16 protein-coding genes, 1 tRNA gene and 1 pseudogene are annotated in these 15120 nt (G+C 69.3%); 6 read left to right on the top strand and 12 right to left on the bottom strand.

The window, feature by feature from the left end:
• Positions 1–23 precede the first annotated feature (23 nt).
• Positions 24–716: a class E sortase gene (locus ACN6LB_RS31420; RefSeq protein ID WP_445028800.1), complete on the bottom strand. Its 693-nt coding sequence runs from the start codon at positions 714–716 to the stop codon at positions 24–26.
• Positions 717–740: 24 nt separating this feature from the next.
• Positions 741–1520, bottom strand: a complete 780-nt coding sequence (locus ACN6LB_RS31415) for a DUF881 domain-containing protein (protein ID WP_356134194.1) — start codon at positions 1518–1520, stop codon at positions 741–743.
• Positions 1521–1662: 142 nt separating this feature from the next.
• On the opposite strand from ACN6LB_RS31415, the gene crgA reads away from it, so the two are divergent.
• Positions 1663–1917 (top strand): cell division protein CrgA, encoded by a 255-nt coding sequence (gene crgA, locus ACN6LB_RS31410; RefSeq protein WP_356134192.1) that lies wholly within the window; start codon positions 1663–1665, stop codon positions 1915–1917.
• 235 nt (positions 1918–2152) lie between these two features.
• Here the strand turns inward: crgA and ACN6LB_RS31405 are convergent, their stop codons facing one another.
• Both ACN6LB_RS31405 and ACN6LB_RS31400 read right to left on the bottom strand, forming a co-directional pair.
• A complete protein-coding gene (locus tag ACN6LB_RS31405) occupies positions 2153–3073 on the bottom strand; it encodes a rhomboid family intramembrane serine protease (protein ID WP_445028799.1) in 921 nt (306 codons plus the stop codon).
• A 173-nt stretch (positions 3074–3246) separates the two neighbouring features.
• Complete coding sequence (locus ACN6LB_RS31400; RefSeq protein WP_356134188.1) at positions 3247–3780, bottom strand: peptidylprolyl isomerase; 534 nt, start codon at positions 3778–3780, stop codon at positions 3247–3249.
• Positions 3781–4171: 391 nt separating this feature from the next.
• Between ACN6LB_RS31400 and ACN6LB_RS31395 the strand changes: the two genes are divergently transcribed.
• Positions 4172–4873: a DUF5324 family protein gene (locus ACN6LB_RS31395; protein ID WP_445028798.1), complete on the top strand. Its 702-nt coding sequence runs from the start codon at positions 4172–4174 to the stop codon at positions 4871–4873.
• 163 nt (positions 4874–5036) lie between these two features.
• Here ACN6LB_RS31395 and ACN6LB_RS31390 read toward each other — a convergent pair whose 3' ends face one another.
• The 4 genes from ACN6LB_RS31390 to ACN6LB_RS31375 form a co-directional block, all read right to left on the bottom strand.
• Positions 5037–5834 (bottom strand): hypothetical protein, encoded by a 798-nt coding sequence (locus ACN6LB_RS31390; RefSeq protein ID WP_445028797.1) that lies wholly within the window; start codon positions 5832–5834, stop codon positions 5037–5039.
• On the bottom strand, positions 5818–6468 hold the full coding sequence (locus ACN6LB_RS31385; RefSeq protein ID WP_356134182.1) for a sigma-70 family RNA polymerase sigma factor: 651 nt from the start codon (positions 6466–6468) through the stop codon (positions 5818–5820). The genes ACN6LB_RS31390 and ACN6LB_RS31385 overlap by 17 nt, the downstream gene beginning before the upstream one ends.
• Positions 6465–6653, bottom strand: a complete 189-nt coding sequence (locus ACN6LB_RS31380; RefSeq protein ID WP_356134318.1) for a hypothetical protein — start codon at positions 6651–6653, stop codon at positions 6465–6467. The genes ACN6LB_RS31385 and ACN6LB_RS31380 overlap by 4 nt, the downstream gene beginning before the upstream one ends.
• Before the next feature lie 460 nt (positions 6654–7113).
• Positions 7114–7186: transfer RNA gene (locus ACN6LB_RS31375), tRNA-Ala, on the bottom strand.
• Positions 7187–7368: 182 nt separating this feature from the next.
• Between ACN6LB_RS31375 and ACN6LB_RS31370 the strand changes: the two genes are divergently transcribed.
• Both ACN6LB_RS31370 and ACN6LB_RS31365 read left to right on the top strand, forming a co-directional pair.
• Positions 7369–7917, top strand: a complete 549-nt coding sequence (locus ACN6LB_RS31370) for a helix-turn-helix domain-containing protein (RefSeq protein WP_356134180.1) — start codon at positions 7369–7371, stop codon at positions 7915–7917.
• A gap of 106 nt (positions 7918–8023) precedes the next feature.
• Positions 8024–9547 carry a protein kinase domain-containing protein gene (locus tag ACN6LB_RS31365; RefSeq protein WP_445028796.1) on the top strand — a complete coding sequence of 508 codons (1524 nt, stop codon included), beginning with the start codon at positions 8024–8026 and terminating at the stop codon, positions 9545–9547.
• Positions 9548–9583: 36 nt separating this feature from the next.
• On the opposite strand, the gene ACN6LB_RS31360 is transcribed toward ACN6LB_RS31365, so the two are convergent.
• Together ACN6LB_RS31360 and ACN6LB_RS31355 are read right to left on the bottom strand one after the other, a co-directional pair.
• Positions 9584–11056 carry a hypothetical protein gene (locus ACN6LB_RS31360; protein ID WP_445028795.1) on the bottom strand — a complete coding sequence of 491 codons (1473 nt, stop codon included), beginning with the start codon at positions 11054–11056 and terminating at the stop codon, positions 9584–9586.
• A 326-nt stretch (positions 11057–11382) separates the two neighbouring features.
• Complete coding sequence (locus ACN6LB_RS31355) at positions 11383–11511, bottom strand: DLW-39 family protein (protein WP_003999697.1); 129 nt, start codon at positions 11509–11511, stop codon at positions 11383–11385.
• A 368-nt stretch (positions 11512–11879) separates the two neighbouring features.
• Here ACN6LB_RS31355 and ACN6LB_RS31350 point away from each other — a divergent pair, with 368 nt between their 5' ends.
• Positions 11880–12245, top strand: a complete 366-nt coding sequence (locus ACN6LB_RS31350; RefSeq protein WP_445028794.1) for a DUF6344 domain-containing protein — start codon at positions 11880–11882, stop codon at positions 12243–12245.
• Between the two features lie 388 nt (positions 12246–12633).
• Positions 12634–13265, top strand: a pseudogene (locus ACN6LB_RS31345) (glycosyltransferase family 2 protein); the annotation flags it as partial.
• Here ACN6LB_RS31345 and ACN6LB_RS31340 read toward each other — a convergent pair.
• Positions 13266–13460 carry a ferredoxin gene (locus ACN6LB_RS31340; protein WP_445028828.1) on the bottom strand — a complete coding sequence of 65 codons (195 nt, stop codon included), beginning with the start codon at positions 13458–13460 and terminating at the stop codon, positions 13266–13268.
• A 221-nt stretch (positions 13461–13681) separates the two neighbouring features.
• On the bottom strand, positions 13682–14911 hold the full coding sequence (locus tag ACN6LB_RS31335; RefSeq protein ID WP_445028793.1) for an amidohydrolase family protein: 1230 nt from the start codon (positions 14909–14911) through the stop codon (positions 13682–13684).
• Positions 14912–15120: the final 209 nt, after the last annotated feature.

Below are 15120 nucleotides of genomic sequence, written 5' to 3'. Positions count from 1 at the left end.
GACTCACGCCGTACCGCACCAGACTAACGGCGCAGGGCCGCCGGTTTCCCGGCGTCCACAGGCTGTGTGGAGTCCAGGTGCGCCCAGACGATCAGCCGGTGGCTGTGGCCCCACTCCGGATCGCACGTGGTCAGCGTCAGATAGCGGCCCGCGCGCGTGTACCCCGACTTACGTGGCACAGGGTTGATCACCTCAACGTCCGTGGGCACGGTTTTGTAGGGGCCTTTGTCGATCCGATACGTGAACCAGGTCGTCCCCTCGGTCAGCACGACCGCGTCGCCGGGGCGCAGCTTCGGAAAGTCCTTGAACGGGTCGCCGTAGGTGCGCCGGTGACCGGCGACCGCGAAGTTGCCCTCCTGGCCCAGCTGCGCGGTGCCCGCGTAGTGACCTAGCCCCTTCTTCAGGGTGCCGACCGCGGTGTTCTCCAGCACGGGCTTGTTCCACGTGAAACCAAGCCGCGGGATGTACATGATCGCGAAGGGTCTGCCCGCGGCGTACGGCGCCGGCTCCTCGGGGGCGGCCGAAGCGCCGGGCGATGCGGTCGCCGTGGGATGCGCCGTCCGCTTGGCCCACTGGTCGTGGAGCACATCGATCTGATGGTTCATCTCGCCGTCCGCCCGGACGCCGGTCCAGAACAGCACATAGACGACGAAGAGGACGATCAGGGTGCCCACGGTGATGCAGAGTTCGCTGACGGTCCTGACGACGACGCGCACCGGCAGCTCCCGAAACGGCTCAGTTCACTCCACAGGCTTCGCGTAGTGCAGATCAACTGTGCCCGAATAGCCGGGAAGAGTCACCGTGCCGTCCTCCTCGACTTTCCAGCCGAGCCCGTAGACGTTGACGTACACCATGTAGTTCTGGATCGCCGGAGAGGCCGCCAGGGACTTCTGGAGCTTCTCGGGGTCACCCACCGCGGTGATCTTGTACGGGGGCGAGTAGACGCGGCCCTGGAGGATCAGGGTGTTGCCCACACAGCGCACGGCGCTCGTGGAGATCAGCCGCTGGTCCATGACCTTGATGCCCTTGGCGCCGCCCTGCCACAGGGCGTTCACCACCGCCTGCAGGTCCTGCTGGTGGATGACCAGGTAGTCAGGCTGAGGCTCGGGATAGCCGGGCAGCTTGGCCGTGGCGTTCGGCGGGGCGTCGTTCAGGGTGACCGTGACGGCCTTGCCCTTGAGCTTCTGGGTGCCCGCGTTCTTCTCCAGCGCCGCGAGCTTGGCGTCCTCGGCCTTCGAACTTCCGTCCTCGCGGCCCGCGAGCGCCTCGACGTCGTCGCGCAGCGCTCCGTTCGACGAGTCGAGCTGACCGTTCTTGTGGCTGCGCTCCTGAATGAGGTCGGAGAGCTTCAGCAAGGACGTGTCCGTACGGATATTCGTGCCTTTGGCCGTGTTGAAGCTCGTGATGAAGAGGAGTCCGGCGAGGGCGAACACGGCGACAGTGAGCAGACGTACGGGCCGGAAACGGCGCACACCGGCAGGACTGGAACCCGTCCCTGGGGAGTCGGCAGAATTGCTCAACGTACCCTTATCTCCTTCGGCGCCGCGGAAGCACTACGCTAACGGACGCCCGGGGGAGCCTCAGTGTCCCCTTGTACGCTGCCCCGGAGCCAGCCCCCAGTTCCCTGCGCGGCCACGCAGCGCATCGACAGGAGAGACCCTCGTGCCGAAGTCACGTATCCGCAAGAAGGCCGACTACACGCCGCCCGCGGCGAAGCAGGCGACCAATATCAAGCTGACCAACCGCGGCTGGGTGGCCCCGGTCATGCTGGCCATGTTCCTCATCGGTCTCGCGTGGATCGTCGTCTTCTACGTGACGGACGGCTCGCTGCCGATCGATGCGCTCGACAACTGGAACATCGTGGTCGGCTTCGGCTTCATCGCCGCGGGATTCGGTGTTTCCACCCAGTGGAAGTAGCTCTGCCCACGGCTATCCACTGAGTTATCCACAGTGGTTATCCACAGGTGGAAAAGAAAGCTGATCTGTGGATAACCCATCGGGATGTTGACGCCGGTGTGACTGGCCTACCGGCATCCGGAAGCGTGTTCGCCCCCTGTTCTACCTGGGAAAACTCAGGTCAGCGACAGGGGGCACAGCTGTTCCCGCACAGCGTGCACAAGATCGCGCACGGTCTGTGGACAACATCCGTTCCTCAGGTGAGCTGAGCGGTCCTGACCAGCGTCGCGACGACGACCACGGCCAGGACCAGGGCGCAGGTGCCGTACTGGATCAGCGTCCGCTTCTCGCGCGGGGCGTGGACCATGGCGTAGCCGACGACGACACCGCCGACGAGGCCGCCGATGTGGGCCTGCCAGGCGATGTTGCTCCAGCCGAAGGTGAAGATCAGGTTGATCACCAGCAGGGCGATGATCGGGCGCATGTCGTAGTTGAGCCGGCGCATCAGGACGGCGGTCGCGCCGAAGAGGCCGAAGACGGCGCCGGAGGCGCCGAGCGACGGCTGGTTCTGCGCGGCGAGGAGATAGGTGAGCCCACTGCCCGCGAGACCCGAGACGAAGTAGAGGGCGAAGTAGCGGGCGCGGCCGAGGGCCGCTTCCAGGGGGCCTCCGAGCCACCACAGGCTGAGCATGTTGAACAGGATGTGGATGTAGCTGCCGTGCAGGAACATCGACGTCAGCATCCGGTACCACTGGCCTTCGGCGACGCCTTCGAGTGAGCCGAGGCTCGGGACGTACGCGCGGCCGATGAGCTCGAGGCGGTCGGTGAAGCGGTCGCCCAGGCGGAGCTGGGCCAGGAACATGACGACGTTGACCCCGATGAGGATCTTGGTGAGGAGCCTGGTGTCTCTGGTCTGGGTGCCGCCCGCGAGGGTGCGGGGCTGGTTGGCCGTCGGTGCGTGGCCCGTGCCGGAGCCGTCACGGACGCAGTCGGGGCACTGGAAGCCGACGGAGGCGCTGATCATGCACTCGGGGCAGATCGGGCGTTCGCAGCGGGTGCAGCGGATGCCGGTCTCGCGGTCCGGGTGCCGGTAGCAGGTGGGCAGGGATCGGGCGTCCTTCGATCCCTGATCCTGTGGGCCTTGCGGGCCCTGCGGGCTGCCTGGCGCCTGGTCCATGGGTCCCCTCATTCTCCGTACGAAGGCTGTGCGGCGCACGGATGGGCAACGCACCGCCCCGTCCATCCTTACGGATGAACGGGGCGTTTGGTTCCCTGCGGGAACCTCGGGCCGGAGGTGCCGGGTCGTGCGGCTCGGGACGGGTGGGTGCGGGTCCGCGCGGTAGGGGTTGTTCAGCCCTGGCGCTTCTCGATGACGACCGACTGGATGACGATGTCGGTGACGGGCCGCTCGGTGTGCGGGTTGATCTCGACGTCCGCGATGTCGTTCACGACCTTCTGGCTGACCTTGTCGGTGACCTCGCCGAAGATGGTGTGTTTGCGCGTCAGCCAGGCCGTCGGGGAGACCGTGATGAAGAACTGCGAGCCGTTGGTGCCCGGTCCGGCGTTGGCCATGGCCAGCAGGTAGGGCTTGTCGAAGCGCAGGTCCGGGTGGAACTCGTCCTCGAACTGGTAGCCGGGGCCGCCGGTGCCGTTGCCCAGGGGGTCACCGCCCTGGATCATGAAGCCGCTGATCACCCGGTGGAAGACCGTGCCGTCATAGAGCTTGTCGGTGGACCTCACGCCCGTTTCCGGGTTGACCCATTCGCGCTCGCCCGCGGCGAGTTCGACGAAGTTGCGGACCGTCTTGGGCGCGTGGTTCGGCAGCAGCCGGATCTCGATGTCGCCTTGGCTGGTCTTGAGAGTGGCGTACAGCTGCTCGGCCACGGTGTGCCTTCCGTTGTCTCCATGTGACTCCCCGATCCTTGCACGGGCCAGGGCGCGCGTCGCCCGGCCGACTCGTCCGAGGGGTTTTCCTTCAGGGCCCTCACAGAAAACCCGTCGAGTCCTTCCCGGACCGGCGCGCGGGGCGGGGATCCGTGGCATTGTCGACGACAAGCTCCCGTTGCCCCGTATTCATCCGCTATTTCACGTGATCGACTGTTGCGAAGCTCTTGATCCGAACTGGTCCGGAGTCGGTCCCCATGACCCGGATGCCCGTCCTCGCATGCCCCGGGGGCTGTTGGCGGGCATGATCTCGAAAAGGGTGGAAAGGTGAACTGTGCCTTTGGGGCACACTCCCGGCCCCTTATGTACGCCACCGAGGAGGAGGAAACCCGTGACCCGCATTGACAGCGTGCGCGCCGCGACCGGCTCGGCGAAGGACAGCGTGCTGCACGCCGCGGAAGTGGTGGCGCCCTACGCCGACACGGCCAAGGACAAGGCCTCGCAGTACGCGCATGAGGCGCGTGTTCGGCTTGCGCCGAAGGTGTCGCAGGCCGCCGACCAGGCCCGTGTGCAGTACGACGCCCATCTCGCGCCGCGTCTTGAACAAGCCCGTACGCATGTTCCGCCGAAGGTCGACCAGGCTGCCCACGAGGCCGCCGTCCGTACACGCAAGGCGGCTCGGCAGGCCGCCGACTACTCCAAGCCGAGGATCGAGCAGGCGGTCGCCGCCGCCCAGCCCATGCGGGACGAGGCCGCCGCGCGCGGTGCGGCAGCATTGGCCGCGCTGCGTGGGCAGGTCTCGCCCCGGGAGATCCAGAAGCTGGCCCGTAAGCACCAGCGGCGGGCGAGGGCCGGCCGTATCGCCAAGGGGCTGGCCGTTCTCGGGATTGTGGCGGGCGCTGCGTTCGCCGCGTGGAAGTGGTGGGACAAGCAGGCCAACCCCGACTGGCTGGTCGAGCCGCCCGCGGCGACGGAGGTGCCGGAGACGGGACGTCTGACGTCGGTCGACGGCACCGGCCAGTCCGCCCTGGACCCGGAGGTCCAGGCGAAGGAGGCCGAGGAAGAGGCGTCGGAGCACGAAGACCGCCGCTGAGCCGGTTCACCGAAGCCGGTTCACCGAGGCCGGTTCACCGAGGCCGGTTCACCGAGGCCGGTTCACCGAGGCCGGTTCAAGAACGCCGTGGGGCAGAAGACCTGAGGGTCTTCTGCCCCACGGCGTCTTTCGAGGCGATGTTTCACGTGGAACCAGCGATGTTTCACGTGGAACCGGCGGACGGGTCGCGAGTGCGGCGCCGTTTGGGGAGCTTCGGGAGTGGGGCTCGCCGGTGTTCGGGCAGGGGCCCGGACCGGCGGCCGCCGCGGCAGACGGTGTCCTGCGGCGGCGGCGCGGCGAGGGCGCGGACGCGTTCGGTGAAGTCGGGGTCGGGTAAGGGGAGGTCCAGGTCGTCATCGACGTAGGCGACGGCGGCGGGTACGTAGTGGAGGACGGCGTTGACGGGGTCGGGCACGGGTGAACCGTCCGGCTTCAGGGCGCGCAGTATGCGCAGGGTGGTGGTGATCTCGGTGTCGGGTTCGTCGGTGTCCCGGTCGGCGACGGCGTCGGTCTGGGTGTGCCACCAGTCGGCGGCGCCGTGTTCGCCGAGTGCGCGGTGGTGGAGGTAGAGGCAGTAGCTGGCGGCGGGGTCTCCGGCTCCGGCGGCGTACTGCCACCAGAAGCGGGCGGACTCCTCGCGTTCGGAGAGCTGGAGCATGCAGCCGAGGACGCGCGCTCCGGGGGGCTCGGGGAGGGCTCCGCGGGCCAGGAAGAGTTCGAGGTCGGCCAGGGCGTCGGTGTGGGTGATGACCGTCTCGCAGAGGGTCTGGAGGTCATCGGCTGCGCAGGCTTCCTCGCCCGGGGAGACGTCCCTTTCGGAGGCGTCGTCTTCTAGGGGGCCGGGGCGGGAGGCGGCGGCCCGGGTGGCGAGGCGTGCGGCTGCCGCGTCGATGTCGGCCTGGGTGTACGGCTCGTGGCGCAGGCGTGCCCGGGCGAGCAGGTCGTCAATGTGCGACGTCATCGGCGTGCCCTTCGTCGTTGGTGGGGGTGGCCTCGTCGCTGGGGCCGTTCTCGTCCGTGCACGCCTCCAGGTCCTCGCACGCCTTCAGGTTCCTTCTGACGCCGTAGGCGTGCCGGAGGCGCCGTTTGGCGTGGCGGACCGTGGAGCGGACACCGGCGGCGGTGATGCCGAGGGCGGCGGCGACCTCGTCGACGCTGTAGCCGTGGCTGAACTGGAGCAGGATGACGTCCATCTGACGGGGCGGGAGCTGTCCGATCGCCTGGTAGAGGTGGAGGCTCTCCTCGAACTGTCCGATGGGGTCGACTGCCCGGCCGAGCGCGACGGTCTCGAAGGCGGCCTCGCCTATGAGTGCCGGGCGGCGGTCGCGTGCCCGGGAGAAGTCGATGGTGCTGTTCCTGAGCACTCGCCAGGCGTACGCCGCCGGGTTCTCCTTGGTCAGAACGGTCTGCCAGACCTTGAGTAACTGCTCGAAGGCGGCGTCGACGGCCTCCTCGGCGTCGGCCCTGCTGCCCAGCCGGGAGGTGGCCCAGCAGACATAGCGGGGCCGGTACATCTGGTGGAAGGCCTCGAAGTCCAGTGGCAGTTTCTTCATACGCGTGGCGCGAGGTGCGTGCGGGGAGAAGTCCTGGGTCACGCATGCCCCTCGGGGTCCTCGTCGCGGAGCTCCTCGCGGCGCATCTCGCTGATGCCATCGCGCCGGATCTCGCTGATGCCCGCCCGCACCCCGGCCGCGGCGACCCGACGCAGCAGGGTGACCGCGTCGCGGCCGAACACCCGCAGGGCGAGCGCCGCGATGATCACATCGCCGGCAACGTCCATCGTCACGAGCTGTCTTGCCTCTCCTTGTGCAAGGCGAGGCCTGTCAGCGCCCCCGGGCGGCCTCGGGACGGCGCCTGTTTACGCCCTCCGCCCACGATGACGTTTGCAACGGCCTGTGTGTGCAACACCCGTACAGATTTTCTTAACGGAGCGCAGTGTTCTGGTTACGCAGCTGCGTTCACTCCAGCTCACACATGGCGCATGCGCCGGGGTGCGCCACCCCTTTCGCCACCTCGTCGACCTGCGTGGCGACCGTACGACCCCTGCCTTTCGCATCTCTTTGCGCAAAGGTCTGCAACGCCCGCAAAGGATACTTCTGTGACGCAGGTCACCGAAGCGACGCAGGGCTGGTCCTGGGGCTCCGGCTGATCACGGGGGTGGCGGCCGGCCGTCGGTCCGGGCCGCGGGGCATGAAAAAGACCGGCCAGCCGCCGCGAAGGGCGTCTGGCCGGTCCGGGTGTGGAGCCTAGGGGAGTCGAACCCCTGACATCTGCCATGCAAAGACAGCGCTCTACCAACTGAGCTAAGGCCCCGGGAGAGGAGCGTCCGGGCGGAGGAACCGCGTACCGCCGGGCGCCGCAGACCAGAGTACCGGGTCGTCGCCGGGATCTCGCAAAAAGTTGGGGGGTCCCCGTGGACGACCACTCTCCGTAAGATGCTCGGCGTGGTTCGCTACAGCGAACCGCGGTATTTGGGGAAGCGATGGGGAGACGCAATGGACGCCGCACAGCAGGAAGCGACCGCAAGAGCCCGGGAGCTGCAGCGGAACTGGTACGGGGAGCCGTTGGGGGCGCTCTTCCGTAGGCTCATCGACGACCTGGGGCTCAACCAGGCGCGTCTTGCGGGGGTTCTGGGACTGTCCGCGCCGATGCTGTCGCAGCTGATGAGCGGTCAGCGCGCCAAGATCGGCAATCCCGCGGTGGTCCAGCGTGTGCAGCTGCTGCAGGATCTCGCGGGTCAGGTCGCGGACGGCAGCGTCAGCGCCGCCGAGGCGACCGAGCGCATGGACGAGATCAAGAAGTCGCAGGGGGGTTCGGTGCTCAGCAACACCACGCAGTCGACGAGCAGTTCGGGGGCGCCCACGGTCAAGCGGGTGGTCCGCGAGATCCAGTCGCTGCTGCGCTCGGTGGCGGCCGCGGGGGACATCATCGAGGCGGCGGACACTCTCGCCCCGACCCACCCGGAACTGGCAGAGTTCCTCCGGGTGTACGGCGCGGGCCGCACCTCGGACGCGGTCACGCACTACCAGTCGCACCAGAACTGAACGCTTCTCCCGGCCGCCGAAGGGGGTTCGGCGGCCGGGACGAGCGACGAGCGAGGAACCGGTCGCGGTATCGACAGGGGGACTGAAGGGGGAGCGACGCACGGTCATGGGTGAGGTCTTCGCCGGACGGTACGAACTGGTCGACCCGATCGGACGCGGGGGAGTCGGTGCGGTCTGGCGTGCCTGGGACCACCGGCGCCGCCGCTACGTGGCGGCCAAGGTGCTCCAGCAGAGCGACGCGCACTCGCTGCTGCGCTTCGTGCGCGAGCAGGCGCTGCGGATCGATCACCCCCATGTGCTCGCGCCCGCCAGTTGGGCGGCCGACGACGACAAGGTCCTGTTCACCATGGACCTGGTCGCCGGGGGCTCGCTGGTTCACCTCGTCGGGGACTACGGGCCGCTGCCGCCCGCCTTCGTCTGCACGCTGCTCGACCAGCTTCTGGCCGGCGTCGCCGCGGTGCACGCGGAGGGGGTCGTCCACCGTGACATCAAGCCCGCGAACGTCCTGCTCGAAGCGACCGGTGCGGCCAGGCCGCGGCTGCGCCTGTCCGACTTCGGCATCGCCATGCGTCTGGGGGAGCCGCGGCTGACCGAGACCGACTACGTGGTGGGCACCCCCGGTTACATCGCGCCCGAGCAACTGCTGGGCGCCGACCCGGGCTTCCCCGCCGATCTGTTCGGCGTCGGCCTGGTCGCCCTGTACCTCCTGGAGGGCGCCAAGCCCGACGCGAAGGCGCTGATCGAGTACTTCGCGGCGAACGGCACCCCGTCGGCCCCGCGCGGCATACCCGACCCGTTGTGGCAGGTGGTGGCCGCGCTCCTGGAGCCCGACCCGCAGGCCCGGTTCCGTACCGCCACCGGTGCCCGCAAGGCCCTCGCCGCAGCCGTCGAGCTGTTGCCCGAGCCCGGCCCGGACGACGAGCTGGTGGAGGTGTTCGACCAACTCGGCCCGCTTCCGAAGGGGTTCGGCCCGCAGGGACCGCTCGGCGCCGCCTCGGGAGTGCGCGCCGCCCCGACGTCCGCCCCACGGCAGGACACCGCCCCGAACCCCCGCCCCGGCACCGGTGGCGCAGCACCGGAGCGGGCGGCCGATGCCGTACGACGTGACACCGCCGCCCCTGACGTGCGTCAGAACACTGCTGCCCATGCCGTACGACTGGACACCACCACCGAGCACGTACGGCCTGACATCGTGCCCGATGCCGTACCCCCGCAGCCGTCCACGATGTCGGACACCGGCAGCTTCCATCTCCCGCCGCCGCGCGCGGATGCCTCTCTCGAACAGCCGCAGCCGCAGCCACTCCCGCCGCCTCCGCCACCGCTGATGCCGCCTCGTCAGGAGGCCGTGCCCCAACCGGCCTGGCTCGGAGCGCAGTCGCTCGCTTCGCCTGAGCATCCGCCGCGGTATGTGCCCGAACAGCCGTCCACTCCCCCGGCCTCGCCGGTGGTGCAGCAGCAGGTGTACGCCCCCACGGTCTCCTACACGACCCGTTCCCCGCAGGTTCAGGCCCCGGCGGCGCGGCATGCCCCGGTGCGGCGGCCCGGGCCGCCCGCGAAGGTGGCCGTGCCGGTGCTGCTGCTGGCGCTGGCCTGCTTCGCGGTGGGGTTCTGGGCGTTGTCCCGGATCTGAACCTCTGATCCGGGACCCCTGATCCGACCTTCCGAACTACCGTCTGCGCGCCGCCCGGTGGCCCCGGCGAGCGGGCATCGCCGTAGCCGTGTGGGCTGTGGGGGACGCGGTCCCGAGCCCGCCGGGCCGGGGCTCCGGTGTCACGCGCCGCCGTGCGATCGCCGTCCACACCCCGAGGACGAGGACCAGGAAGGTGCCGGTGCCGATGCCTCCCGCGGCGAGGAGCTTCATGGTGGAGCCGCCGCCCCCGCCGTCCGAGGTGCCCCCGGTCAGCCCGTCGCCGCCCGGGCCGCGGGCCGCCGGGCCGGGGCCCACCACCGTCGCGTCGAACAGGTCACCCGGCTCGGTGCGCCCCGCGTACGCCGGACCGTCCTTCGCCTCGCCTGCCACCCGCACGCGCAGCGTCAGCCCGAACGGGCCGTCGCCGAACCGTTCGGCGACCTGCTCGGCGAGGTGCACGACGAGGTAGTACGAGCCGGCGAAGCGCATGCCGCTCACATGGTCGTTGAGGGCGTAACGGTTGGCGTAGTCGACGGGTGGCATTGGTTCCAGGGCGGCCGACCCCTGTCGGCCGTAGTAGCCGAGGCCCGCGTCGTCGACGAGTCCGCGGACGGGGTTGTAGAGGGACATGACCAGGGCGGTGCCGACAGAGCCCTTGCCGCTGCCGGAGCTGTCGGAGCTGCCCAGGTCGGCGGTGGCGTAGAACTGCTGTCCCCAGTCGACGGGCACGCGGTAGAAGAGCGTCTGGCCGGGGCTGATCCCGTCCGTCCAGATGCCCTGCCGCAGCGCGGTCGCGTTGCTGAAGCCCGCACCGCCGCGGCAGGCCACGCCCTCGCCCGAAAGGGGGTCGGGCGAGGCGGAGTTCCAGACTTCGGGAGCGCTCGTCGTCCCGGCCTTCTTCAGGCGGGGCTCGGTCGAGGGGCGCAGCTCAAGGTCCCAGTCGCCGCTGTCGCCGCCGCCGGGTGAGCCGGTGCGCTCGACGACCAGGTAGTACGTGCCCGCCGCCCGGCACAGGGCGGAGCCGGCGGAACCGATCTCGCGTGCCGCCGAGGCGGTGATGGGGTGCGGGCTCTGGGTGGCGCCGATGTGGGCGATCCCCGAGCCGGAGCAGCTGCGGCCGTTGCCGTCCCGCAGGGACACCTTGACGCCGTCCGAGAAGGCGACCGTCGTCCCCGGTCGCGGGACGGCCGTGACGGAGACGTACGCGTCGGAGGTGTCGTCGAGTTCGAGGCCGTAGTAGAGCGTGGCGTTCTTCTCGACGGCGCTCTTGTACGTCCGGCCCGGCACCAGTCCTTCGGCGCCGGTGGTGCCGGTGGCGCCCTTGACGGTCGTCGCGTCCTCGGTGAAGGCGTACGGCCGCGGTGTCGGTGCGGACGACGCGGGTGCCGCCACGGCGGTCTGCCCCGGCAGGGCAACGGCCGCGCACAGTGCGGCTCCCGCGGCCATGAGCGCCCGGCGGCCGCGCCACGCGTCCGGGGCCGGCTTCGCCATGTCATGGGCTCGCGTCACGCGACGCGACCTGACCGTGTGACGGATCGAGGCGCCCCAGACCGCCATGCGCCGGCGCTCTCCGCGCCGGACCGCCGTGCGCCGCCCCATCACGCGCCCCCTCCTCGCAGCTCCGGACCCGCCCATCCTGCCCCGCGCGCCGCCGCGCCACGCGTGCTATCCGCACGAGCGGCCGAAAGGACTCGCCGGAGCGCCTCCGGCCCGGCAGCCCACCGTTCACTTCAGCAATCGATCCCCCGGCCGAAGTGAACGGATCAGGTGCCCGGACAACACAAAACCCCGACCGCGAAGGCGGCCGGGGTCTGCTCTGGGACTGGTGTCGGTACTCACGAACCCGTGGGCACGGAGTCAGTCGCCTCCGTCCACAGATCCTGCTCGGCGCGATCCGCCTGGATCTGGCGGTACACGAGGAGCCCGCCGATGGCGGCCAGTGCGACCAGGAGAAGCTTCTTCACCGCGCTACCTCGTCTTTCCTTGACGTAGGAGACCTCTGGCGCCCGACTATACACACCGACCGATATCGATCGGTGACCTGGATCCGACCCCCAACTCCCGCCCGCTGTGCGTCAGTAGAACTGGACGAGGCCGCTCCGATCGCAGGGTGATCACACCTCACACACTGTGACTTTCAACGCGGTCCCCTTCTTTTGCGGAAGTTTCATCGCCTTTCCCTGCCTTTCCGGCACTCTCCGAGGCCCTTGCGCCCATTCGAGTGGTGTTCATCTGAAGATCGACGCGCCGCGGGCGTCGGTCCACCACTTCGCGGCCCGCATACACATCATGAGGAAAGTACGCAAATCGCCTGACCCGAAAGTGAGGGGCCATGACCCAGAACAAGGTCATGAAGCTGTGGACCGCCGTCATCACCGCTCTGCTCGCGCTGTGCACGACGCTCGGTCTCATCACCACGACCGCGGCAGCCGCCGTACCGCAGGCCGAGACACCGCGCAACAGCACGGCCGCCGCCCCTGCGACGGTGTCGGCGATGTCCCACTGGGCCTGGTCACACAGCAAGGCCCTGCCCCCCACGATGAAGCAACGCATCCGCGCCGAGGCCCACGGCTCGTCGCCCAGCTGCCGCCACCGCGCGCCGGCCGACACCGACGCGACCGATGCCGACGCCCTCTGCGACCCCGCGGACGCGCAGCTTCCGGCCGGGAGCGAGCCCGGAGCCCCGCTCCAGCGCTGAGCGCCGGCACACGCCGTCCCCTGCATCGGCACCACCTGCCGTGGGACGACACAACCCTCCGCGGACTGCACCACCCGCCGTAGGACTGCACCACCTCCCGTAGGACCGGACCACCCGCCGTAGGACTGCACCACCTCCCGTAGGACTGCACCACCTGCCGTACGACGAGACCATCCGTCCTGCGACGACACCACCAGCCGTAATCGCAGCACGATCCCCCACGTACCGGCGTCCTTGCGTACACGCCTTACATGGACATAGTCATGGACATGAATATGAACAGGGCCTCCGACCAGCACCGGTCGGGGGCCTTCGCTGTCTCGCCTCCTGAGGAGCCGTAACCTGTTGCCCGTTTCCGCGAGACGCTGCAAACGTGGTGGGTGCGGCCGTGAGCAGGCGCATCGTCATCGTCACTGCCGTGCACGCCCCCTCGGCCCACTTCCTGCCGGAGGCTTACAAGTCGCTGTGCGAACAGAACTTGCCGGACGGCTGGGGAGTGGCGCCGGCTGATCCAGGAGGACGGGCAGACGGACACCGTCGCTCCGCACGTGCCCGAGGACGAGCGCGTGACGTTCCGCCAGGGACGGCCGGGCGGCCCCGGCATCGCGCGCACCATCGCACTGGCCCGGGCCGACGGGGAGTACGTCAAGATCCTGGACGCGGACGACCGGTTGGCGCCGGGAGCCCTGGCCCGTGAGCGCGTGCTCGCCACTTCCTGCAGGACGGGACCACCGTCGGCTTCCCGGGCGACCCGGACAACGGTCCGATCGAGCGCGCAGCGCTGCTCGACCACTGGAAGGCGCACGGCTTTCGCGCGCAGGCCCACCCGGCGACCCTCTTCGTACGGCGGGATCTGCTGCTCGCCCTCGGCGGGTGGATGGCGCTGCCGGTGGGGCTCCTCTACCGCAAGTGGGACGGCCAGGTCACGGGGCTGGCGCCGCATGTGGACCCGGCCGAGCGCGACGCCCGGTGGCTGTGGTGGAGGCCAGGGCCCGGGCGCTGAGCCACAGCGGGTACCGACTACTCGGCGACGGCGAGGGTGATGGCCTGGGACGGGCACCGCTCCGCCGCTTCCCGGATCAGCGGATCGTCCTCGGTGTCCTCGCGTCCAGGCCTGACCGTGCCGTATCCGTCCTTGAAGGCGAAGACGGACGGCACCCTGTGGACGCACTCGGCCGAGCCGTAACAGAGGCCGGGGTCTACGGAGACCTTCATACGTACGCACTCCAGCCGCGAGGCGCAGGCCCTGCGCGGGCCGGCGGGCAGATCGGAACCCGGGAAACCCCAGGACGTTCACGTCCTGCCCGCCGGAGAATGCGCTGAACCGGCGGCGCGGACCGCTGCGTCCACAGCGACGCCCACAGGGGCATCCACAGGGACGTCCACAGGTGCATCCATCGTTGCGGACGCGGCCGCCTCCACAGACGTCCTGCGCGTCACACCGCCTGATCCCCCTGGTCAAAGGGCAGTTCCAGCATGCGGATGGCGTTCCCGCGCAGCAGCTTGTACGCCACGTCCGCGGGCAGACCGCCGACGTGTTCCTCCGCCACCTTCTTCGTCTCCGGCCAGGTCGAGTCGACGTGCGGGTAGTCCGTCTCGAAGGTCGCGTTGTCCACGCCCACGGTCTCGATCGCCTCGATGCCGTGCTTGTCCCGGAAGAAGCAGCAGAAGATCTGCCGGTAGTAGTACGTCGACGGCGGCTCCGGGATGAGGTCCTTGACCCCGCCCCACGCCCGGTGCTCCTCCCACACGTCATCGGCGCGTTCGAGGGCGTAGGGGATCCAGCCCATCTGGCCCTCGCTGTAGGCGAGCTTCAGCCGGGGGAACTTCACCAGTACGCCGCTGAACAGGAAGTCCATCATCGAGGCCATCGCATTGTTGAAGCTCAGCGACGCCTGTACGGCGGGCGGCGCGTCCGGCGACGCGGCCGGCATCTGCGAGGACGACCCGATGTGCATGTTGACCACGGTCCCGGTCTCCTCGCACGCCGCGAAGAACGGGTCCCAGTAGCCCGAGTGGATCGACGGAAGCCCCAGGTACGTGGGAATCTCGCTGAAGGTGACCGCCCGCACGCCACGGGCCGCGTTGCGCCGGATCTCCGCGACCGCGAGGTCGATGTCCCACAGAGGGATCAGGCACAGCGGGATCAGCCGCCCGCCGCTGTCGCCGCACCACTCCTCGACCATCCAGTCGTTGTACGCGCGCACACAGGCCAGCCCGACCTCCTTGTCCTTGGCCTCCGCGAACGTCTGCCCGCAAAAGCGCGGGAACGTCGGGAAGCAGAGCGAGGCCTCCACATGGTTGATGTCCATGTCCGCCAGCCGGGCCTTCGGATCCCAGCAGCCCCGCCGCATCTGCTCCCGCGTGATGCCGTCGAGCGTCATCTCGTCCCGGGAGAAGCCGACGGCCGCGATGATGCGCTTGTACGGGAAGATCTCGTCCTCGTACCTCCACCAGTCGGTGGGCTGCCCGTCCGGATCGGTGGTGAACCGGTACTTCCCGCCGATGTACTGCAGATCGCCGATACCGGCCGTGAAGGGCTTCGGGCCCCTGTCGCGGTACTTGGCCGGGAGCCACGTCTCGAAGAGGTGCGCGGGTTCGATCACGTGATCGTCCACGCTGATGACCTTGGGCAGATCCTTGGTGCCACTTTCGGTGCTGACCACGTCGTGCCCCCTGCCTGTCCGACTCCTGCCCGACTCCGTCCGACTCCTGTCGAAGCTCTTGCCGGAGCCCTTGTCGGATCTCGTGTCGGAATCTCTTGTCCGGCCGTTATCTGACGACCCATCAGATTTGAGGCTAGGGGACCGCCCTTTCGACAGCAAGGGTCAGCGACGCGCCGCCCCCGCGATCCGGAACAAGGCCCGCGCCCAGA

This window comes from Streptomyces sp. SAS_270 (genome assembly GCF_052543295.1).
The sequence above is the reverse complement of the archived record's forward strand: the minus strand, read 5'-3'. Positions and strand labels throughout refer to the sequence as shown.

Excerpts from the sequence above, each read along its gene's own strand:
- ACN6LB_RS31370 (WP_356134180.1), top strand. The coding sequence starts at position 7,369 with ATGGACGCCGCACAGCAGGAAGCGACCGCAAGAGCCCGGGAGCTGCAG.
- ACN6LB_RS31405 (WP_445028799.1), bottom strand. The coding sequence starts at position 3,073 with ATGGACCAGGCGCCAGGCAGCCCGCAGGGCCCGCAAGGCCCACAGGAT.
- ACN6LB_RS31350 (WP_445028794.1), top strand. The coding sequence starts at position 11,880 with ATGACCCAGAACAAGGTCATGAAGCTGTGGACCGCCGTCATCACCGCT.
- ACN6LB_RS31380 (WP_356134318.1), bottom strand. The coding sequence starts at position 6,653 with ATGGACGTTGCCGGCGATGTGATCATCGCGGCGCTCGCCCTGCGGGTG.
- ACN6LB_RS31390 (WP_445028797.1), bottom strand. The coding sequence starts at position 5,834 with ATGACGTCGCACATTGACGACCTGCTCGCCCGGGCACGCCTGCGCCAC.
- ACN6LB_RS31340 (WP_445028828.1), bottom strand. The coding sequence starts at position 13,460 with ATGAAGGTCTCCGTAGACCCCGGCCTCTGTTACGGCTCGGCCGAGTGC.
- ACN6LB_RS31365 (WP_445028796.1), top strand. The coding sequence starts at position 8,024 with ATGGGTGAGGTCTTCGCCGGACGGTACGAACTGGTCGACCCGATCGGA.